Source organism: Methylophaga lonarensis MPL (assembly GCF_000349205.1).
GTDB lineage: Bacteria > Pseudomonadota > Gammaproteobacteria > Nitrosococcales > Methylophagaceae > Methylophaga > Methylophaga lonarensis.
The window spans coordinates 42,492-62,994 of record NZ_APHR01000004.1 but is presented as its reverse complement, the minus strand read 5'-3'; the positions used below and the strand labels follow the sequence as shown (position 1 = coordinate 62,994).

The 20,503-nt window shown below is 50.9% G+C and carries 15 protein-coding genes, 1 tRNA gene and 1 pseudogene; 11 read left to right on the top strand and 6 right to left on the bottom strand.

The genetic code is table 11. The features are described from left to right. Nucleotides 1–49: 49 nt before the first annotated feature. Entirely contained in the window at nucleotides 50–1,420 is a 1,371-nt protein-coding gene (gene mgtE / locus MPL1_RS00905; RefSeq protein WP_009725252.1) for a magnesium transporter, read from the top strand. Further along, nucleotides 1,421–1,939 (top strand): lipocalin family protein, encoded by a 519-nt coding sequence (locus MPL1_RS00900; RefSeq protein ID WP_009725251.1) that lies wholly within the window; start codon nucleotides 1,421–1,423, stop codon nucleotides 1,937–1,939. A gap of 33 nt (nucleotides 1,940–1,972) precedes the next feature. On the opposite strand, the gene MPL1_RS00895 is transcribed toward MPL1_RS00900, so the two are convergent. Both MPL1_RS00895 and MPL1_RS00890 read right to left on the bottom strand, forming a co-directional pair. After that, nucleotides 1,973–5,098, bottom strand: a complete 3,126-nt coding sequence (locus tag MPL1_RS00895) for an efflux RND transporter permease subunit (protein ID WP_009725250.1) — start codon at nucleotides 5,096–5,098, stop codon at nucleotides 1,973–1,975. A 6-nt stretch (nucleotides 5,099–5,104) separates the two neighbouring features. Then, the gene (locus MPL1_RS00890; RefSeq protein WP_040576740.1) at nucleotides 5,105–6,148 is read right to left on the bottom strand and encodes an efflux RND transporter periplasmic adaptor subunit; all 1,044 of its coding nucleotides are present in this window, start codon (nucleotides 6,146–6,148) and stop codon (nucleotides 5,105–5,107) included. Between the two features lie 174 nt (nucleotides 6,149–6,322). On the opposite strand from MPL1_RS00890, the gene MPL1_RS00885 reads away from it, so the two are divergent. The 6 genes from MPL1_RS00885 to MPL1_RS00860 all read left to right on the top strand — a co-directional run bounded on the left by MPL1_RS00885 (nucleotide 6,323) and on the right by MPL1_RS00860 (nucleotide 11,530). Beyond that, nucleotides 6,323–7,432 carry an AI-2E family transporter gene (locus MPL1_RS00885; RefSeq protein WP_009725248.1) on the top strand — a complete coding sequence of 370 codons (1,110 nt, stop codon included), beginning with the start codon at nucleotides 6,323–6,325 and terminating at the stop codon, nucleotides 7,430–7,432. 167 nt (nucleotides 7,433–7,599) lie between these two features. Then, nucleotides 7,600–8,025 (top strand): plastocyanin/azurin family copper-binding protein, encoded by a 426-nt coding sequence (locus tag MPL1_RS00880; protein ID WP_009725247.1) that lies wholly within the window; start codon nucleotides 7,600–7,602, stop codon nucleotides 8,023–8,025. A gap of 74 nt (nucleotides 8,026–8,099) precedes the next feature. Then, complete coding sequence (locus tag MPL1_RS00875; RefSeq protein WP_009725246.1) at nucleotides 8,100–8,489, top strand: DUF6746 family protein; 390 nt, start codon at nucleotides 8,100–8,102, stop codon at nucleotides 8,487–8,489. Nucleotides 8,490–8,617: 128 nt separating this feature from the next. After that, nucleotides 8,618–9,355 (top strand): glycosyltransferase, encoded by a 738-nt coding sequence (locus tag MPL1_RS00870; protein ID WP_009725245.1) that lies wholly within the window; start codon nucleotides 8,618–8,620, stop codon nucleotides 9,353–9,355. Further along, nucleotides 9,355–10,074: a TVP38/TMEM64 family protein gene (locus MPL1_RS00865; protein ID WP_009725244.1), complete on the top strand. Its 720-nt coding sequence runs from the start codon at nucleotides 9,355–9,357 to the stop codon at nucleotides 10,072–10,074. Before MPL1_RS00870 ends, MPL1_RS00865 begins: the two co-directional genes overlap by 1 nt. 4 nt (nucleotides 10,075–10,078) lie before the next feature. After that, nucleotides 10,079–11,530 (top strand): ArnT family glycosyltransferase, encoded by a 1,452-nt coding sequence (locus MPL1_RS00860; protein ID WP_009725243.1) that lies wholly within the window; start codon nucleotides 10,079–10,081, stop codon nucleotides 11,528–11,530. Nucleotides 11,531–11,573: 43 nt separating this feature from the next. On the opposite strand, the gene MPL1_RS00855 is transcribed toward MPL1_RS00860, so the two are convergent. Beyond that, nucleotides 11,574–12,182, bottom strand: a complete 609-nt coding sequence (locus tag MPL1_RS00855; protein ID WP_009725242.1) for a cytochrome b — start codon at nucleotides 12,180–12,182, stop codon at nucleotides 11,574–11,576. Between the two features lie 192 nt (nucleotides 12,183–12,374). Between MPL1_RS00855 and MPL1_RS00850 the strand changes: the two genes are divergently transcribed. After that, nucleotides 12,375–12,710 carry a hypothetical protein gene (locus tag MPL1_RS00850; RefSeq protein WP_009725241.1) on the top strand — a complete coding sequence of 112 codons (336 nt, stop codon included), beginning with the start codon at nucleotides 12,375–12,377 and terminating at the stop codon, nucleotides 12,708–12,710. 402 nt (nucleotides 12,711–13,112) lie between these two features. Here MPL1_RS00850 and MPL1_RS00845 read toward each other — a convergent pair. From MPL1_RS00845 to MPL1_RS00835, 3 genes and pseudogenes are all read right to left on the bottom strand, one after another. Beyond that, nucleotides 13,113–15,214 (bottom strand): annotated as a pseudogene (locus tag MPL1_RS00845) (TonB-dependent receptor family protein). 384 nt (nucleotides 15,215–15,598) lie between these two features. Then, nucleotides 15,599–17,794 carry a TonB-dependent receptor family protein gene (locus MPL1_RS00840; protein WP_009725240.1) on the bottom strand — a complete coding sequence of 732 codons (2,196 nt, stop codon included), beginning with the start codon at nucleotides 17,792–17,794 and terminating at the stop codon, nucleotides 15,599–15,601. 154 nt (nucleotides 17,795–17,948) lie between these two features. Then, on the bottom strand, nucleotides 17,949–19,283 hold the full coding sequence (locus tag MPL1_RS00835; protein ID WP_009725239.1) for a DEAD/DEAH box helicase: 1,335 nt from the start codon (nucleotides 19,281–19,283) through the stop codon (nucleotides 17,949–17,951). A gap of 210 nt (nucleotides 19,284–19,493) precedes the next feature. On the opposite strand from MPL1_RS00835, the gene MPL1_RS00830 reads away from it, so the two are divergent. After that, a complete protein-coding gene (locus MPL1_RS00830) occupies nucleotides 19,494–20,288 on the top strand; it encodes a plastocyanin/azurin family copper-binding protein (protein ID WP_009725238.1) in 795 nt (264 codons plus the stop codon). Between the two features lie 138 nt (nucleotides 20,289–20,426). Next, nucleotides 20,427–20,503, top strand: a tRNA-Asp gene (locus MPL1_RS00825).

Genomic DNA, 20,503 nt, shown 5'->3' with positions numbered 1-20,503 from the left:
AAATCAGGGCACTGAAATAAAAAGTACTTATCTCACAAAGGAGTGATGCATGTTACTTGTTGCCAGCTCGATGCATGACTATGCCGAGCAAACCCAACAGTTTTTGATCGAAGGTGATATCAAGGCTGCCTTAAAAGCCGCTAGAAACGTCTCAGCACTTCGAACTTCACAAGTATTAACCCGAGTGCCACTGGAAAACGTTATCGCCTTCCTGTTGCAATCCGGCTGGGAAAAAGCCGCCTATGTAGCCGGATATCTACCACCCGCATTTACGGTAACGCTATTGGGGCAAATGAGCGAGGATGATGCCGGATCACTGCTGGCGGAAATGGCACCAGAAAAGTTTGCCGATGTCCTCAAACTGTTGCCTGAAGCATATGCCAGCCGTTTGCTGGATCAAATGGATCCGGTCTATCGGCAACGGGTCATGCAATTGGCAGAATATCCGGAAGGAACCGCTGGTTCAGTAATGAGCCCGAATTTCCTGACCGTTGATGCAGACAGTCATATCAGCGAGGTGATTGAGGCGGTGCGACTGGCTCCGGCAGAGGTAGAGCGCACCGCTTATGTATTTGTCTTGCACCCTGAGACGCAGCGTCTTGAGGGGGTGGTGTCATTGCGTGAGTTGATGCTCGGTGATCCCAAAGCTAAAGTCAGGAATGTCATGACCTCGGATGTGTTTGCGATTGCTGTTGATGAGCCAGCGCTTGAGGCTGCCAGACGAATTCGCAGTCGGCGGCTGAAAATGATGCCGGTGGTTGATGAACAACAAGCAATGGTCGGCATTATCAGTATTGGTCAGTCGATGGATCTGCTGGCACATGAGCTGGCCGATGAATTTGTAGCAATGAATGCCGCCTCACCGGATGAAAGTTTTTATACACCGCCCAGACAGGCAGTGAAAAAACGTCTGCCGTGGATGGCCGCCAATATTTTTCTGAATCTTGGCGCGGTCGCAGTCATTAGCAGTTTTGAAAATACCATTGTGCAGGTGGCTATTCTGGCGGCATTTTTACCGATGATCACCGATATGGGTGGCAATGTCGGCATACAAGCGCTATCTGTGTCGATCCGCAGTATCGCGCTGGGTGAAGCCCGGCTGATAGATTTTTGGAAAGCCGTTCGTAAGGAACTGGTGATAGGCCTGTTTAATGGTGTGGCCCTTGGCGCACTGTTTTGTGTGGTTGCCTATGTATTGCAGGGCAATGTCATTCTTGGCGTTGTTGCCGGCATTGCGCTGGGTATCAATGTGCTGGTCGCTGGTGTGGTGGGCGGCACGATGCCATTTTTGATCAAACGCATGGGTAAGGATCCAGCTCTGATGACTGGACCGATTTTGACAACCATCACTGATATTACCGGCGTCACGATTTATCTGGGCCTGGCAACACTGTTCCTGTCTTCACTCATGGTTGGCTAGATGAAATTAAAACTAATAGCGATTTATGGTTTTTTGTTAATAGTAAGTGCTTGCACACGCGTGCCATCTGGCGTCAGCCCGATCACAGATTTTGAGCTGCAAAGCTATTTGGGCAAATGGTATGAAATCGCTCGTTTGGATCATTCTTTCGAGCGCGGCTTAAGTCAGGTATATGCCGAGTACAGTTTGCGAGAGGATGGTGGGGTGCGCGTCATCAATCGTGGTTTTGATGCAGCCAGACAGCAATGGAAAGAAGCTGAGGGCCGGGCTTATTTTGTCAAAGACAGCAATACCGGCCATCTGAAGGTTTCGTTCTTCGGGCCATTTTACGGCAGCTATGTGATTTTTGAGCTGGACTCTGACTATCAATATGCTTTTGTCGCAGGGCCCAGCCATAAATACTTGTGGTTGTTGGCAAGAACTCCGCAAGTTGATGATGAGGTGATGTCACGCTTTATTGAGCAGGCAGCGCAGGCAGGCTTTGCGGTCGATGAGCTGATTGTCGTGGAGCACGATTAAGCCCCTGGGATTGTTTCCGGTTGTTGTCAGCTCTTATGATTTTCGACCTTGCTGCCAGTTGAGCAAGCTCACCAGCAATGCTGGCAGGAAAGTCAGCGTGACCAGCATCGAACATAAAATGCCTGCCAGCACCACAATGCCAACACCTCGATACAACTCTGTGCCCTCACCGGGGATGAATACCAGTGGTGCCAGACCAAACACGGTGGTGCCGGTTGACATCAAAATCGGCCGCAGACGGGTCGCAACGGCCTGATGAACGGCCTCTCTCGCCGAAAGCGCCTTGTTGAGCAAGTTACGCCTGGCTTGTTCGACAATGAGAATCGGGTTATTGACCACAGTGCCAAGCAAAATGACAAAGCCCAGCATGGTAATCATATCGAAGGGTTGATAGATGCTGGGCAAGCCAAACTGAGCCAGCCACTGACCAGAGCCGTTGACCAGCACCAGGCCGACGATGCCTCCGGCAATGCCTAAGGGGACGGTTGCCATGATGATCAATGGATAACCCCAGTGGGAGAATATGGCCACCAGCAACAGATAAATCAGCAGCAATGCGATGACAAAGTTACTGGTCAGACTGTCGCGTGTGGCATCAAGTTGATCGGCGGCTCCTGAGATGGAGACATCAACACCACTTTTGATTTCGCCCTCGGCTTGCATCGCCGGAATCAACTCATTACGGACGGTATTCACCGCGGTTTCCAACGCAACATCTCTGGGCGGAATAATCCACAGCGTGACCGTTCTTCGACCATCCACCCGGCGTAAAATATCGCTATCCACGGTTTCATGAAGCTCGGCCAGTGCGTTTAACGGCAAGATGGAGCCGTTGGGAGTTAATACCGGCAGTTCAGCAAGCCCGCCCAGCGTTTGCTGCTGACCGGCAGTGCTGAACAAGAACATATCGATCTTGTCGTCATCAATAAAGAATTCATCGATGTAGGCTCCATCACTTAATGCCGCGACGCTGAAACCAAAATCAGCGGCTGTAAAACCAGTTTCGGCCAGACGTTCCCAGCGAGGCCGGATCTCGACCAGTGGTTGATCCAGCGACAGCGAAGAAGGCTGGGAGCTGATTTGTGGATTATCAAATAAACTTCTGGCCCGGCGAAGTGCCGCATCGGCCGTCGTGTATAGCTCGGCCAGTTCCGGGCCGGCTATATCCAGATTGACAGCACGGGTGCCGCCCTGATTACTGGAAATAATCGAACCGCGATGCGAAAACGCTCGCATACCCGGATAACTGGAAAACCATTCGGTGATGGCATTCATCATCGGCTCGATATCTTGCGGACGTGTTGGTTCGCTCAACAGCCAAATACGCCCAGCGCTGATGCGCAGGAAGTAATAGTTCAAAGCCGGCAGGCGAGCCTGACCGTCCAGAAACAGTTGAGGATCAGCATGTCTTGCCGCAGACAGTTCTTGTTGCAGCTGTTCGGCAATGCTGAGCATTTCTGACAGGTTATAGCCCGGCGGTGCCACCATTTGGCTAAACGCTTTGGCTTCTTCTCCTTCAGGCAGATATTCCGCCGGTGGCATCAGCCACCAGGCAGCACCTATCGTCATCATCAGCGCAAAGATGATGGTCAGCGTGCGTCGAATAACCCCTGCTGTTAACCAGTTGACGATGCCGAGAATCCAGCTTCGTCGTGACCGTGGCTCGGCGGCTCGTCCCAGACCATATTGATTGGCAGCGGCTGGCACGGCGGTAATGGCAAATAGCATAGATGCCAATATTGCTGTGGATATGGCAATGGCGATGTCCGAATACAGTTGTCCGGCTTCTTCCTGAACAAACAGCACGGGAGCAAACACCAGAATCGTGGTCAGGCTGGAGGCGAGCACCGCAGGCCAGACCTCACGAACGCCATTGATGGCGGCATTGAGTTTATCCAACCCTTTGCGGCGCGCCTGTTCAATGTTTTCCAGCACCACGATGCTGTTATCCAGCGTCATGCCAATGGCAAAGGCGATTCCCGCCAGTGAGATGACATTGATGGTGCGGTTAAAAAACAGCAGGCCCAAAAATGCTGCAAGGATGCAGACCGGGATGCCCATCAGGCCGATCAGGGTTGCCTTGCCCGAACGAAGAAATAAAAACATGATGAATGTTGCCAGCACAGCACCCAGCAACAAGTTGGTGATGACGTTGTGGATGGAGGCCTGGACGTAGCGCACATCATCACTGTTCAAAAATATTTGCAAGCCATTGGGTTCGAGCAGCTCTTGTTGAATTTGCTCAACAACCTCAAGTAGATCGTCTTTGATTTGTATGACATTGGAACCGGGTTCCCGTGTCACCGCCAGTGATAGCGCCAGCTCATCGTTAACAATCGATACGTTTCGGACTTCATAATGGGACAGGCTGATATCTGCAATATCACCGAGTCGAATATCGCTGCCATTACGGTGTGCGAGGATCATTTGTTGCAAATCTTCCAGATCCTGAAAACGGCCGACGGTGCGAACCAGATATCTTCGTTTGCCATCATCCAGATCACCTGCCGAAACATCGCGGTTTCGCAGCCGAATCTGATCTCGAACTTCGGTCAGGCTGAGGCCCCGTTGCGACAGTTTGGCGGGATCAATATAGATTTGAATCTGGCGTCTGGCACCGCCCCGCACGTGAACCTGTGAAACGCCAGTCACCCGTTCCATTCGGGTGCGCACCTGGTCATCAACAAAATCGTTGATCATGTCCATGTTGAGATTGAGCGGATTGCCGGGCAGTGGTGTGATGGCAAAAAACATAAAGGCGTTTTCAGAAAACGAGCTACTGAACAAACGCGGCTGATCAACGTTTTCCGGATAGCCGCTCACCTGGCTCAATGCATTGGAGACCCGAATCAACATTTCGTTAATATCGACGCCTGCTGGAAAGTCCAGATCGATTCCAGCCCAGCCAGTTTCAGCCAGAGATTCCATTCGTTTCAGGTTGGGCAGGTTGCGCAGATAACGTTCCTGCTCGATCAGGATTTCCTTCTCGATATCTTGGGGTGTGGCTCCCGGCCAGCCAGTGATGACGCTAATCGTGCGAACATCCAGATCCGGAATCATTTGAACCGGAATGCGCAAGGCGGCGGTGACGCCCAGCACACAGATGATCAAAATAGCAACGGTTAACAGCTTGGCGTGACGTATCGGTGCTTCAAGCATCTCGATCTAAAACTCTTCTACATGGACAGACTGGCCATCACGCAGGCCTTCATTGCCACGAATGACTACCTCGGCATCTGCCGTGAGCCCATCGGTGATGACAACGCCCTCACTCAATCTGGCACCTGTTTTTACCGGCTGACGATAGGCAATGCCATCCTTGATTACAAAAACACTCTGATTACCGTCAGGATGGCGTAATAAAGCATCACGCGGCACGATCAGTGGATCATTTTCATATTGCAGCCGGAACTCGGCCACGGCAGAAGTGCCGGGAAGCAACAGATGTTGGTCCGGTTCGACCACAATACGCACTAGAAATGCACGGGCATTTTGGTCGCCAACAGGCACGATAGCGGTAATTTGTGCTGGAATTTCAACACCTGGCAGGGCATCGGGGAAAATGCTGACTGGTGTGTTGGTGTTCAAGGCACTAAAACGTTCCTGTGGCACCTGAACATCCAGTCTTATGGGTTGCGTCGCAACCAGCTCAAGCACCGCTGTGCCTCGTTGAATCCATTCGCCAGCTTCTGTCCATTTGTTTTTAATGACGCCATCGAAGGGGGCTCTCAGGCTGTGTTGTTGCAAAAATGTCTGGGCCAGTCGCTTCGCTGCCTCTGCTGCATCGAGTGCAGCACGTGCCATTTGTTGTTCAGAAAGCCGTCGTGCGGATTCTGTTTCCGAAATATGATTTTGCTGACGCAGGCGCTGCGCTTCATTGACCAGGCGCTCCCGCTCAGTCAACAGGGTTTGGGCTTCTAGCAGGCGGGCTTCGGCTTGTGCCAGTTGATCCCGTGCAACCGCTGTGTCCAGTTGCAACAATACATCACCTTGCTTGACCCGATCACCGGCATCCACAAATACCCTTGAAACCAAGCCTTCAACTTGAGGTGACAGGCGGCTCTCCCGCTCGGCAGTCAGTGACCCCGATAGACGAAAAGCCTGGCCGCTGAGAGCACTTTTTGGCGTGGTGGTCATTACGATGGCTGGGTCAGCGCTGGCGGCTGTGGGTAAGCACATCATCAAGCAAGTTAAAAGTACGGCAAGCATGGCGATCCAGAAACAATGTGAAAATTCATCATACCTCATTAAAGCCGAACCAAAGCCCGAAGCAGGTCAAGCCTGATGCTTTAAATCTCAAGCAAGTCACTCTGCCCATAGCGAGGTTTTGTGTCAGAATGATATTCATTCTCTAAAACCATATTAAGCACAGGTGCGATCCAGATGACAATGCGGGCACTTTTCAGGCGATGGACCGAACGATATTTTTCTGATGAAGAAGCCGTCATTCTACTGATAGTGCTGGCGCTTGGGTTTGCCGCAGTGATTCTGTTTGGCAGAATGCTGGCTCCGTTTCTGACCGCATTGGTGTTTGCTTTTCTGTTGCAGGGCCCCGTCAATATCCTGGAGCGCAGAGGCGTTCCACATCTGCTGGCAGTGACTATCGTGTTTCTGGCTTTTCTGGGCGTCATGCTGGCCTTGGCCTTTATTCTGTTGCCCTTGGTCTGGAATCAGATGGTGCTGTTTTTACAGGAAACGCCGCGAATGTTTGCCAGTGGTCAGCGCTGGCTGGATGAAATACAGGAGCGTTACCCACAATTGGTGACACCGGATCAGATACAAGCCTGGATCGGCATGGCTGGCAGGGAAATGACGCAGTTTGGTCAACGCCTCATCACTGCATCACTGTCATCATTGGGCAGTGTGGTGGCCTTGATTATTTATCTGGTTTTAGTACCGATTCTGGTGTTTTTCATGCTTAAGGATCGGCAGGCACTGGTTGATTTTATTTTGTCCATGCTGCCCAAAAAGCGCTCATTGATGAGTCGGGTATGGCATGAAATGGACGATCAAATCGCCAACTATATTCGTGGCAAGTTTGTGGAAATCATCATCGTTGGCGCGGTGACTTATGTGACATTCACCCTTCTGAGCGTTCCCTATGCGGCTTTGTTGGCAGTGATTGTCGGTTTCTCAGTGTTGGTGCCATACATCGGTGCTGCTGTCGCGACTTTGCCCGTTGCCGCGGTGGCAGGGTTTAATTTTGGTCTGAGTGACCAGTTTATGTACGTGATGATTGCCTATGGCATCATCCAGGCGCTGGACGGCAATGTGCTGGTGCCTGTTTTGTTTTCAGAGGCGGTCAATCTGCATCCGGTGTCGATCATTCTGGCGGTGCTGTTTTTTGGAGGCATCTGGGGCTTCTGGGGCATTTTCTTTGCCATCCCGCTGGCAACACTCCTCAAGGCGCTGGTCTATGCCTGGCCTCGAGGCGTGGAGCTGGAGCAGCAGGCGCAAATGCTTGAGGCCAGTACAGAAAAGCAAGCCGATTAGGGCAGGCAAGGCCAACAATGTCTGGCTATGATGACGGCCTAAACATTAATAAAATCTGAAACTTATCCTTCAAGCTGTAGTCGCAAACTGTGAGGCGCTGCTGGCATTGATGTCAGCAGTGTGTGGTTCCAACAGCGCTGACTTGCGTCAGTAGAAATGGAGGAAATATGAAAATCTGGAAACAAACCTTGCTGGCATCGGCTTTTGCAATGATGGGCTCCTTGTCGATCATGGCTTCTGAAACCCATGTGGTGCATGCCAACATGATGGACTTTGATCCGGTGGTCGTGAAAATCAATCCCGGCGATTCGGTGCAATGGACCAATATGAGCACGCACAATGTCGAAATGATGGAAGGCCTGATTCCAGAAGGTCAGGAAGCGTTTACTTCGCCGATGAGCCAGAATTTCAGCCATACCTTTGAACAGGAAGGCATCTATATTTACCAATGCACACCGCATATCGGTGCTGGTATGGGGGGTGCGGTGATTGTTGGCGAACCCACTAACCTGCAAGTGATTAAAGACGCGGGTGTCCGAGGCGGTCTGGGGCGCGTGGTTCGACAGGCGATTGCCGCAGCAGAGGAAATGTAATTGCTCAGCCATGTCACTTTTATGGCCTGCAATTCGACTTACAATAGTCACTGGTTAAAATTTAAGGAGTCTTGATGAAAAAGTGGGGCGTAATTGCAGGTCTGGTGACCGCATTGAGTTTTACCTTTAATCCGGTCATCGCAGATGATCGCGTTGATCATTTCAAAGGGCTTCAGGCACAAAACCTGAGCGAAGCCTTTGCGCATATCACCGACTACAACCAGCAGTTACAAGAATTGCTGAATACTGATTTGACGCCGGAAGCCATTCTGCAAGTGCATGAGCTGACCTACACACTGGAAAATGCACTTGAGCGACTGGAAACCGAGCTGGAGGCCTGGGCTGAACAGCTGGAAGAGCTGCACCTGGCGTCAGAAAAGTTTGATGCCGAAGCGGTCAAGACTGAAGGCGACGCCTATCTCTCATTGAGTGAACAATGGCAACGCTGGGGCAACACTGAATAAGCCCTGAAAAATCTCCTGAAATGCTGGCTGGCCGGGCCATTAAATCCTGATAATTGATAAGGGTTTGAGCCAGCCAGCATCGGTTCGTATAATGCGAGGTCAATAAGCAGATACGGACCTTCTTCTTTATGGCCATTCAAACGCCATCCCCCGAGCTTCAACTTTCCATCGTCATCCCGATTTTCAATGAGCAGGACAACATTGAACCCTTGTGCACTGAAATTCGCACAGCCTTGCATGCCGCGGGTTTAAGCTTCGAAATCATTCTCGTCGATGACGCCAGCACCGACAACAGCGCGACAAAAATTCAGGCCATGTCTAGCCCTGACATCCGAGGGGTTTTTCACCGCATTAATGCCGGTCAAAGTGCCGCGGTTGCCTCGGGCTTTGCGGCGGCACATGGCCAGTGGATAGGCACCCTTGATGGTGATATTCAAAATGATCCCGCGGATTTACCGGTCATGTTGCAAAAGGCGCTGGCCGAGCAAGTAGATTGTGTGACGGGAGTCCGAGCCAAGCGTCAGGATACTTGGTTGCGTAAATTTTCATCCCGTGTTGCCAATGGTTTTCGTGATTGGATCACCGGTGACAAGGTCAGTGATAGTGGCTGTGGTGTCAGAGTGGTGCGGCGCGAAGCCGTTCGTGAGCTGCCGGTATTCAATGGCTTGCATCGATTCATGCCGACCTTGCTGCGAGGGCAGGGTTTCAAGGTGATTGAGCATCCGGTCAATCATCGTCCACGCTTGCACGGTGAATCCAAATATGGCGTTAACAATCGTCTTTGGCGCGGCATTTATGACTGTTTCGGCGTACGTTGGTACCTGAAAAGAGCTGTTCGTTCTGACAGGCTTGGGTCATCGGATTGATGCAGTCGCCGATTGATCCGTTACTGGAAAGCCCGGAAGTTCAGCAGGAACTGAAACGCTCCGCGCGCAAGGATCTGCGCAAATTTCTGATTTTGTTTTTGATTGGCCTGAGCATTTATCTGTTGGTCAATTTCACGCCTTTTGCCGACTTTCTCGATCTAAAAGAAGTCTCCATTCTTGATGGTGAGCGCACCTTAAAGCTTGCCGGTGTGTTTGTTCTGATGACTGTGTTGCTGATGTCCATCGGTACGCCACGTTTACCGTTTTACGTGTTGGGTGGTTTTGTCTTTGGCTTTTTTGAGGGCTTGGGTCTGGCATTGATTGGCAGTCTGATAGGCTCTTTTGTGATGTTTCGTGCAGCACGCTGGGGCGGCCGGTCATGGTTGTTACGTCGCTTTGGCCATAAACCTGTCCTGCAGCGCATTTTGCAAACGCAACCAACGATTACCGCAGTGGCAATGACCCGGATTTTGCCGATCAGCAATGTGTTCATCAATATTGGTCTGGCGATGAGCAAGGTGCGCAGCCGGGCCTTTTTGCTGGGCAGTCTTATTGGCTTTTTGCCACAAGGCATTATCGCCACTTTGATTGGTTCCGGTGCGGCAGATGACGTGGCATGGGAAGGTGCCGCGCAGTTGGCAATTGCTGCCGCTGGATTGATGGTGATGCTGTGGCTGTTCAGCCGCTGGTTATATCGCCAAAAACAAACAGGAGAATGACTTGATGCAACTTGAGCAGATGAAAACCTGGCATTGGTGGTTGTTGATCACCTTGCTGGCAACATTAATCTTCACTGTGCGAGCTCTTGGACCGGTTGATCTGGAAGGCTGGGCGCAGCACCGTAATGTCGGCTATGTGATGGACATGATGTGGCAGGGCAGTTGGCTGGCTCAGTACGATATTCAGGGCCGAATTCTTTCCAAGCCACCGTTGCATACCTGGACCATTGCGCCGTTTGCTGCTGTGTTGGGTGTGGATCGGCTGGCGATGATCCTGCCGGCGTTTTTATCGGTGCTGGTACTGAGCTGGCTGGTGTTTTTCGAGGGACGTCGTCGGTTTGGCCTGTTGGCTGGCGCCTTTGCCGCACTGGCCGTTATCTTGTCACCAATGATGCTCAAACATATCGCGCTGGTCCGATCCGATCCGATGTTCGCTTTAGGCATCGCGGCCGCAGCGTTTATCGCATTTCGTGCCTGGGAAACCGGGCGTGGCTGGATTTGGTTTTGGGTGATTGCCGGCCTGGCCACGCTGATAAAAGGACCGCTCGGATTAATTCTGGCTGGCGCGGGTTTACTGGCCTATTTCTGGGAAAAACGCACGGATTCAACCACGCCTGCACTTCGAGGCCGACAGTGGCCGGGCGTAATAGCCTTTTTTGCCATCAGCTTGTCGTGGTTTTTGCTGGCTCTCTGGCAGCAGGGCTATGAGCTGATCGATAAAATGTTCTTTGATGAGCTGATTGGTCAGGCCGCGGGGACTAGAAAAGACAGTATTCCGGGAGAAAACCTGCCCAAGCCGACCTTGTTTTTGCTGCTGCGCTTTTTGCCGTTCAGCTTGTTTTTCTTTTACGGCTTGTGGTGCGTGTTCCGCAGACCGGCAGACAATGCCGCCGAGCGTCGCTTTGAACGTTTTCTGACCGTATGGGTGCTGACAGGCTTGCTGATTTTCTCGCTGGCGGCGCATCATCGTGCGGATTTGTTACTGCCGCTGTGGCCAGCCTGTGCACTGATTGCCGGACGGGAAATGGTCAGATTCATGAACCATATCGGTCAAACCAAATTTGTTTCCGGTCTGGTTGTAGTGGCGCTGCTGGTCATTGGCGGCAGTTATAACCACTACCACCATCCAACCGGCAAGCGTGCGGAAAACGTTGAATATGCTGCGCAAATGCAGCAGGCTGCGGCGATCATTCAGGCAGAAGCCATTGATGTCAGTCAGTTACAGCACATGGGGACGGCAACTTTATTGCAAATGTATCTGGGGACTTTCCACCAATGGCTGGATCTGCCACAGCTATATCAGATGCTCGAAGCTCAGGGCGAGGTTTTGCTGGCGGTAGAACCGTGGGCGCTGGAGCTATTGCAGCAAACGTCTGATTTGCAAATCAGCTCGCTGTTTGACCAACAACATGCGCTGGCGGAAACCCCGGTGATGATAGTTCGGGTCAGTCTTTAATTTGGGTGGTATGGCAGCCTGAAACAGGCTGCCGAAACCTCGCTTATCCCAGCATGCGCTTTAAGGTGTTATCACGCAGTTTGAAGTGATGGTAAAGCGCAGCGCCAATATGCAGCGCAATCAACGCCAGCAACACAAATCGTCCACCATAAACGTGCAGGTTCTTTATTGGGGTTCTGGCATCACGCCAAGCTTCTTCACTAATTCCTAAACCGTTGACGACAATAGCCTGAAACGCCGAGGTATCGGAGAATTTCGGTAACAACTCAAAAGCGAATGGCGTGCCATAGAAAAACTGATTGGTCAGTCCGGCAAAGATATAGCCGGTGATGGGCATCATGAATAGAAACAGATAAAACAGTCGGTGGGTCCAGCGCGCGGCATTTTGCTGCCAGACCGGCCCGGGTACGGGATCAGGCTGAACGTTTTTCAATCGCCAGATCAAACGCAAAATCGCAAAAACAAACAGGCTCATGCCCATCGACATATGCAGTTGTAATACAAAGGTACTTGGTGGCGTGCGAGGCTCGGTAAACCACATCCGATAGTAAATCGCAAGCAGGCCAATGATGAGCAGGGTGGCCATGGTCCAGTGTAGCCAGCGGGCAATCTTGCCATATTCCTCGCGTGTGTTTGACAGGCTTCCAGACATATAATTGCTCTCCTTCTTCTAGTTAAAAACAAGATTATGGGTCTTAGTCTCGCATGATCGTCACTTAATTCCGAATAAGTGCCGATAAACGCAGACTAAAAGTTGTTAATGATCGTTTTGTGCGAACCATGTTTTAGCTGATCCGGTCTCAGCCCTGATTCCTGATTTTATTCACTTTAGGGTTAACTCAACATGAAACCAGCGCTGATATTTGCCTTGAGCCTTTCAGCTACAACGGCACTTGCTTCAGAAAATTATTTTGAATGTATGCAAGCTGCGACTCAGGACGGGGTGGTCTATGACACGGAACTCCCTCTGGCGATTTACTGCACCACCCAGCATTTTGATACCGCACCCATCGCTTTTCAGGCCAGAGCCATGGAGCTGAACATTGAGGATATGAAACAAAACGACCCTGCATTTCGTGCCTACTATGAAACCGTGCGTCGTAACTCAACACTGGATATTTATACCGATGCCCAGGTGATTGAGTTGTATCTCGACAAGCGAGAAGTTATTAAAGACTGATGACATTCACTTCATCCCCAGATTTCGCAGATTCAGGCAGATAAGATGATTGTGGAGCGCCTTCAGGCGCGAAATAAAAAACCAACCACAAAGGCACAGACGCACAGAGGATTATCCCCAGACAGCCATATCCTCACATCGATGCCGCCGCCCGTCTATTCAGTTGTGAACAACAATCCGCAGGTTACACAGATTCACGCAGATAAGATGATTGTGGGAGCGCCTTCAGGCGCGAATGAGAATATTCGGCCCTCAAGGCCTCCTACAGGAAAACCAAAATCTCATCGGATTTACATGACGTTGTGGCACAAATGTCAGTTAAAAAAATGCCCGCCAATCATTGGCGGGCTTTGAGAGTATTGGCACTGGCCCGAAGGCCAGTTCCGGATTCACATCCTGTGATTAAAAGTCGTAGGTAATGCCGCCAAAGAACAGACGCTCACGACCTGGCAGTTTGCCTTCGTTACGGCTGGCCAGATAACGTTTGTCAAACAGGTTCTCAACGCTGGCGAACAATGTGACACCTGAGTCAGGCACACGGTAATTCACAGTGGCATTCCAGATGGTGTAGCTAGGAATGATGCCTGCAACACCGGTACGACGATCTGGGTTGTCTCCATCAGTCAACTCATTACGAGTGTTGATGTCATCGACAAACTGTTTACCAACATGTTGAACACCGATACGAGCATCAACACCGCTGATATGCTCATATCCAAAATCAATATTTAGCAGGTTACGTGGTGAGTACTGCATACGGTTGCCACTGATATTGATTTCATCGCCACCATCTCTCAGTACTGTGCTCTTGTACTTGGCCTGAGGAATATAGGTGTAAGCACCAGAAATATAGAAGTTATTGCAGCATTGAAAATTTCGCCAAAATTCACACGACCTGCCAGCTCAAGACCGGTTTGTTGGCTTTTGCCAGCGTTTGCAAAAAAGTCACCGTAATCGACTATGGTGTCTTTAATGCGGTTATGGAACAGCGTCGCTTCCATTGTGATGCCAGTGTAGTAGTTCGAGCGAACCCCTACTTCGAACAGCGTGCTCTTCTCTGGGCTGGTATCAGACTGTACATCTGAATCACGGTTGGCACGAGCCGGCGAAATGCCTTTATGAACACCAGCAAACAGTGTGGTATTGGCAATACCGTTCCAGGCGACACCAAAGCTTGGCAGAAACTCGGTATCGTTATCTGTGCCACGCTCGCCGGGTAGTCCGGTGCCGGAGTTGCGGTTTTGAGTGTCACTACTGCTGATGCGTTCAACCCTGAACCCAGGTGTCAGAGACCAGTCGCCAATATGCGTGGTGTTTTGTGCATAGTAGGAGAGTGCTCTTGCTTTGAGGGTTTCATGTGAGTATGGCTGATTTGCCAAAGCAAGCCTGTAGCTTTCACGCTCTGCCGCGTTTACAGCAAAGACTTGTTTACGAATCGCAGTATCTTCGTGATAACGCAGACCCATGATGGCATCGTTATCTAGGCCGAACAGGTTATGGGCAAAGTCAGCCCGGGTTTCAACACCCCAGGTGTAGTACTGACGAGGCGCATGACGTCCACCACAGATACTGATATCGTCAACGTCACTGGCCAGGATTGTGCCGGGACCAGCTTCGGGGCATGAACGAAGGCGAGACGAACTGAACCCATCGGCATTAATCCGACCGGTGTTGCTCGAACGCAAACCATTACGGAAAGTATCGGTGTAGTAGGCTTGTGAGCTTAACTTGAAGCTGTCATTGACTTCAAAAATATGCTGTAACTGAACGGCATGGCGTTCTTGTTCCCACTTGTCGTTTTCGATAGTCGGATGGCGGAAACGGCTACGATTGTATTCGTCAATAGTCAGGTAGTTTTCAGTCTGGTTTCGCTCATCATCGGTGTAGTTATATTTCAAACGAACTGTTTGACGGTCGGTAATAGACAGTTCACCGGTAATACGGTAATCGCGAACGTCAAACTCACTGCCACGGAAAATTTCATCGCCTTTGAATTGTGAGGCTTCGATCATGATGCCACCGATCTCGTTACCCCAGCCGACACGGCCGCTCAGGCCACGATAGCCCTGATTACCAAAAGCAGACGTGACAGAACCTTCAACTTCGCCATTACGTGGCACGGGCCGCGTGACGTAGTTGATTGCACCGCCCAAGGTTTGTGGGCCATACAGGATCTGACCAGCGCCTTTGATGACTTCAATACGATCAATTGCCGAGAAGGGTGTTGAGTAGTGAACAACAGGATCGACATAGGGTGCCAACTGCAACGGCATACCGTCTTCCATAATCATGGTTTTGGCACTGCGGCGTGGATTTTGACCACGGATACCAATATTCACGTCCAGGCTCATGCTGCCATCAGAGACTACGTTGACACCAGGAACGGTGCGCAATGCTTCGTTAATGGAAATTGGACGGCGGTCTTCAAGATATTCCGAATCAATAATCTGGAATGAGCCGGGAACGGCTTCAAGACGGTCCGGCAGAATGCCGGTCACGGTCATGGTGCCGGTATCGATGACATCTTCCTCTGCGTGAACCCAGGTGGGCGACAGCATCAGCGCGGATGCCACGGCTGTGCTGATTAGTTTTAGTTTCATTCTCTACTCCTGAATTTAGAAAGCTGGAGCAGAGTAACGAAACTTTTTCCCGGTAAAAATAGGAAAAAATCCTTAAAAATACGGGAAACTTCATCGTCAGCCTTTGATGTGGCTTGTTTTATGGCCGGGAACACTTTCAGAACGTTGCTGAAATGCAACAGTCGTGGTGGTTTTACAACAAGTTGTTGGTGAATTTTACGAGCTTTGCGGAATAATTTATTTGTGGGAAATGGTGAAGGATGGAGCAATTGCGAACGGAAACTCCGTTCGCAATTGCTTGAAAATCCTTTAAAAGTCGTAGGTGATACCACCGAGGAATAAACGCTCACGTCCAGGAAGTTTTCCTGAGTTACGGCTGACCAGATATTCCTTGTCAAACAGGTTTTCTACACTGGCAAACAAGGTGACACCGGAATTTGGTACCCGATAGTTAACAGTGGCATTCCAAACCGTGTAGCTGGGAATAATGCCACGACGACCTGTCGCATCTTCCTCTCGACGATTTAGCGAGTCAGGCATTTGTTTGCCGACATGTTGTAAACCGATACGAGCGTCCACACCACTGATATGTTCGTAGCCAAAGTCCAGATTGACCAGGTTACGCGGCGCATATTCGAGACGGTTGCCACGATTAGTGATCGGATCACCGTCTATGTCAAAAGCATCATCCTTGTATTTGGCATAGGGAACATGGGTCCATGCACCTGAGATATAGAAGTTATTGGCCGTCCCCATGATATCGCCGAAATTGATGCGGCTGGCGATTTCAATCCCTGTTCTTTCGCTCTTGCCGATATTGAAGAAATCACCATCATCATCAGCCAGGGTATCTTTGTTGCGAGCATGGAACAGGGTGGCTTCGAAATATACACCTGTCAGATAATTGCTTCTCAGGCCCAACTCGTACATGGTGCTTTTTTCTGGTTTGGCCGAAACACCGATGGATTCGCGGTTGGCGCGAGCCGGTGACAAGCCTTTGTGAACACCTGCAAATACGGTGGTATTGTCGATGCCTGACCAGGCGACGCCAAAGCTGGGTAGAAATTCTGTCTGACTACGGCTGGTTCGAGTGTTGTTGAGGTTGTCGTCGAAGCTGCTACGCAGTCTTTCCACCCTGAATCCCGGAGTAATCGCCCAGTCACCGACAAAGGTCGTGTTTTGGGCATAGTAGGAGATAGCTCTGGCGCGCAAGGTCCAGTGCGAATTCCTGCCGAACAGATTTTCTTCGTAGGCGGCGTTAAAGTCTCTCACTTCAGCACGTGTTCTGGCCCAGCTCTCTTTTCTGACGGCGGTGTCTTCGTGATAACGAAGCCCGGCAATCGTCTCATTTTCAAGACCAAACAGGTTGTGTGCAAAGTCGGCGCGTGTTTCCGCACCCCAGGTGTAATATTGGCGAGGTGCGAGTCTGGCACCGCAATTTGCCGGATCTTCATCAGTCAGAGCAACTTGTCGTCTCAGACCATTACAGCTTTGATAGGTGGAAACCAGATTGCCATTACCATCATCGACCACGTTTCCTGCGCGGCTATAGCGCGTGCCTTGTCTGAAAATATCGTTGTAATACGCCTGAGATGTCAGTCGGAATTGATCATTGACGTCAAACAGATGCTTTAGCTGGACGCTGTGGCGTTCTTGCTCGAACCTGTCGAACTTGGCTGTCCGGTGTCTGAATTTATTCTGTGCATACTCATCACGCGTCAGATAGTCCTCGGTCTGATTGCGATCATCATCGGTGTAAGTGTACTTCATCATCACCGTCTGCCGATCGGTAATGTCCAGTTCACCTTTAATCCGGTATTCCTTGATGTCGTATTCGGCGCCTCGGAAAATACCATCGCCTCTACGTTGTGTCGCATCAAGCATGATACCGCCGATGTCATTGCCCCAGCCGACATTCCCATGCAGGAAGCGATAACTCTGGTTGCCAAAGCTGGAAGTCACAGACCCTTCGACTTCTCCGTTTCTGGGAACGGGTCTGGTGATGAAGTTAACTGCGCCGCCAAGCGTTTGTGGGCCATGTAAAATTTGACCGGCACCTTTAATTACTTCAACCCGGTCGATGATCGCAGGGTGCGGTGCGAAATGATTGACGGGATCCACATACGGAGCCAGTTGGAGTGGCATGCCATCTTCCATGATCATGGCCTTGGAACTGCGTCTTGGGTTGAGGCCACGAATACCGAGGTTAAGATCGAAACTCATGCTGCCGTCAGGTACAACGTTCAAGCCGGGCACGGTATGCAGGGTTTCCTTGATAGAAAGTGGACGCCGATCTTCGAGGTACTCTGAGTCGATGATTTGGTAGGAGCCGGAGACACTTTCCAGATTATCTGGTAACACACCAACAACGGTCATAACACCTACGTCAAGCGGACTGCCTGCAATGTCCTCTGAACTCACGGTTTCATCAGCCAGGCCGATAGCGCTGCTCCCCATCAGTGAAGTCAGGATAATTGTACTGAGTAGCTTTGGCGTCGGTTTCATGGTGTCTCCATCGTCAGATTATTGAACACAACTTATCTGAAATTAGCCGCCAAAGCGTATAGGAAAAATTCCTATTATGGGAATTTTTCCCGATTTTTCGGGAATAAATGCTGCCAGCCAGTTTTAGGGGGGGGGGTTATCAAACCCGGCAGGCTCATGCTGAGTTGCGGTTGCGCGGTCTACGGCGCCTCCTGGCAAGTGAGGAAGGTTTGTCGCCGGATGCAGGTGTTTGTGGTCGTGTGCGTTGGTGATTTTTTTTGCCTTGTGCGGTTTCGGAGCGTTGACCGTCATGATGCTGTGTGCGAGGCCGTTTCTTTTTGACAGCTTGGGTCGGTGATTTGGATGCAGGTAATTCATGCACCGGTTCAAAGCCCGGCTCATACTCGCGTGGTAACTGTTTGCCAATTAAGCGCTCGATGGCATTGAGTTGATCAATTTCATCAGCACTGACCAGTGAGATGGCTTCACCGTTGGCACCCGCACGGCCGGTGCGCCCGATGCGGTGCACATAGTCTTCCGGCACATTTGGCAGATCGACATTAATCACATGTGGCAGTTGATCGATATCCAGCCCGCGAGCCGCGATATCGGTGGCAACCAGAACCTGTATTTTGCCCGCTTTGAAATCTGCCAGTGCTTTGGTGCGGGCATTCTGGCTCTTGTTGCCGTGAATTGCTGCGGCGTTGATACCTTGCTGATCCAGGTGCTGGCTCAGTTTGTTGGCGCCATGTTTGGTTCTGCTGAATACCAGCACCTGATGCCAGTTATTTTCAGCAATCAGGTGAGTCAGCAGTGCCGGCTTTTGCTTTTTATCAACCGGGAAAATCCATTGTTTCACTGAGGTTGCGGTGGTATTGGCCGGGCTGACCGAAATTTCCACTGGCTGATGCATGAATCTTCTGGCCAGTTCGCGAATCTCAGTTGAGAAAGTGGCTGAAAACAGCAGGTTTTGTCGTTTGCCGGGCAACAGGGCCTGGATCTTGCGGATATCGTGAATAAAGCCCATATCGAGCATCCGATCCGCTTCGTCTAATACCAGCACTTCCAGATGATTGAAGCGCACAGCATTCTGGCGATATAAATCCAGTAGCCTTCCCGGGGTGGCCACCAGCACATCAATACCTTTTCGCAGCTTCATCATTTGTGGATTGATGCTTACGCCACCAAACACCACAGCACTGCGAAGAGGCAAAAACTGTCCATAGTTGGTAACGCTCTCGCCGACCTGTGCCGCCAGTTCACGTGTTGGGGTCAGAATCAGACAGCGTGCCTGGTTGGGGCCGGCTTTTTGTCCAAGGCTGAGCCGTTGAAGAATAGGCAGTGTGAATCCGGCGGTTTTGCCTGTACCCGTTTGGGCGGCGGCCATCACATCCTTGCCGGCGAGTATCTCTGGAATCACCGCTTGCTGAATGGGTGATGGCGTTGTGTAGCCTGCTTTTTCCAGTGCACGCAAAATCGGATCAGCAAGGCTCAGGTTTGAGAATGTCATAGAGATTCCAACAGAAAGTCAGCCGAATTGTTGCCTGTGTCGGCTAACAAGCAGGATCGGCAAGCTGTAACAACAGAGGAACGCCGGGCCTGCGCCCTGCGTTTATTGACAGAGATCATTATCGCATAGATTTTCCCTATTCAGTCGAGGATATCTTACCCAATGATGCTATTATTTCTGATGAAGTTCAGAAGTGTTTAAGGAGACCCTATGTTTAAATCCAAAGCAACGATTACCGCTGTAATCATGGTTGCAGTTGCCCTGTTTGTGTTGGTTGCTGTTTCGAGCGTTTTCTTCGGAACCAATGATGCCTATCGGGAAGTGGCGCCACGTCAGGTACAGCAAGTAGCACCGGCAGAAGACACTGAAGCCTTGACCGATGAAGCGCTTGAGCAACTGATTGCAGAAGAACAACAAGCTATGGAAAGCGTTGTTGAAGAAGAGGTGGTGGATTCGGCAACAGAAGTCGTGGAACAGGCCACCGAAGCCGCTGTGGAATCGACAGAAGATGTGACTGATATTGCTCAGGCGGCTATTGATGCCGCAGCTCAACAAGCTGCCGAAGGGCGTGAGCAGGCAGATCAACTGGTCGAAGAGCTGGCGGCAACCACTGAAGAACAAATCGCGCCTGCTGCGACAACTGCACAAGCGCAAACACATGTGGTGACGGCAGAAGCACTGGTATTCAACCCAGTAGTCGTTACCATTCAGCCAGGCGATACCGTTTCCTGGGTGAATATGCCGACCCATGATACTCAATCACTGGAGGGGTTGATCCCAGAAGGTGCAGCACACTGGCATTCAGAAATGAGCCAGAATTACAGCCGTACCTTTACCCAGGAAGGTATTTATGTGTACAAGTGCACACCTCATTTTGGTTCAGCGATGGGCGGTGCGATTATCGTCGGTAACCCTGTTAACATCGAAGAGATTCGCAATGCTGGTGCACGCGGCGCGGCTGGTCGACTGGTCAGGCAAGCGCTGGCAGTTGCCGATGCCATGTAAATAGCGGCCCTGTCAGACAAAAAACCCGCCCGGCCAAGCGCTCGGCGGGTTTTTTATTAAATAGCGCTAACACCTTTAAATTTTTTGCTGTATATTGCACGCTTCTTTCGCGCCATTCGGGCGAAAGGGAGATACAGCGGAGCGGTAGTTCAGTTGGTTAGAATGCTGGCCTGTCACGCCGGAGGTCGCGGGTTCGAGTCCCGTCCGCTCCGCCA

Coding starts and splice junctions, on each gene's coding strand:
- mgtE (WP_009725252.1), top strand. CDS start 50: ATGTTACTTGTTGCCAGCTCGATGCATGACTATGCCGAGCAAACCCAA.
- MPL1_RS00900 (WP_009725251.1), top strand. CDS start 1,421: ATGAAATTAAAACTAATAGCGATTTATGGTTTTTTGTTAATAGTAAGT.
- MPL1_RS00895 (WP_009725250.1), bottom strand. CDS start 5,098: ATGCTTGAAGCACCGATACGTCACGCCAAGCTGTTAACCGTTGCTATT.
- MPL1_RS00890 (WP_040576740.1), bottom strand. CDS start 6,148: ATGCTTGCCGTACTTTTAACTTGCTTGATGATGTGCTTACCCACAGCC.
- MPL1_RS00885 (WP_009725248.1), top strand. CDS start 6,323: ATGACAATGCGGGCACTTTTCAGGCGATGGACCGAACGATATTTTTCT.
- MPL1_RS00880 (WP_009725247.1), top strand. CDS start 7,600: ATGAAAATCTGGAAACAAACCTTGCTGGCATCGGCTTTTGCAATGATG.
- MPL1_RS00875 (WP_009725246.1), top strand. CDS start 8,100: ATGAAAAAGTGGGGCGTAATTGCAGGTCTGGTGACCGCATTGAGTTTT.
- MPL1_RS00870 (WP_009725245.1), top strand. CDS start 8,618: ATGGCCATTCAAACGCCATCCCCCGAGCTTCAACTTTCCATCGTCATC.
- MPL1_RS00865 (WP_009725244.1), top strand. CDS start 9,355: ATGCAGTCGCCGATTGATCCGTTACTGGAAAGCCCGGAAGTTCAGCAG.
- MPL1_RS00860 (WP_009725243.1), top strand. CDS start 10,079: ATGCAACTTGAGCAGATGAAAACCTGGCATTGGTGGTTGTTGATCACC.
- MPL1_RS00855 (WP_009725242.1), bottom strand. CDS start 12,182: ATGTCTGGAAGCCTGTCAAACACACGCGAGGAATATGGCAAGATTGCC.
- MPL1_RS00850 (WP_009725241.1), top strand. CDS start 12,375: ATGAAACCAGCGCTGATATTTGCCTTGAGCCTTTCAGCTACAACGGCA.
- MPL1_RS00840 (WP_009725240.1), bottom strand. CDS start 17,794: ATGAAACCGACGCCAAAGCTACTCAGTACAATTATCCTGACTTCACTG.
- MPL1_RS00835 (WP_009725239.1), bottom strand. CDS start 19,283: ATGACATTCTCAAACCTGAGCCTTGCTGATCCGATTTTGCGTGCACTG.
- MPL1_RS00830 (WP_009725238.1), top strand. CDS start 19,494: ATGTTTAAATCCAAAGCAACGATTACCGCTGTAATCATGGTTGCAGTT.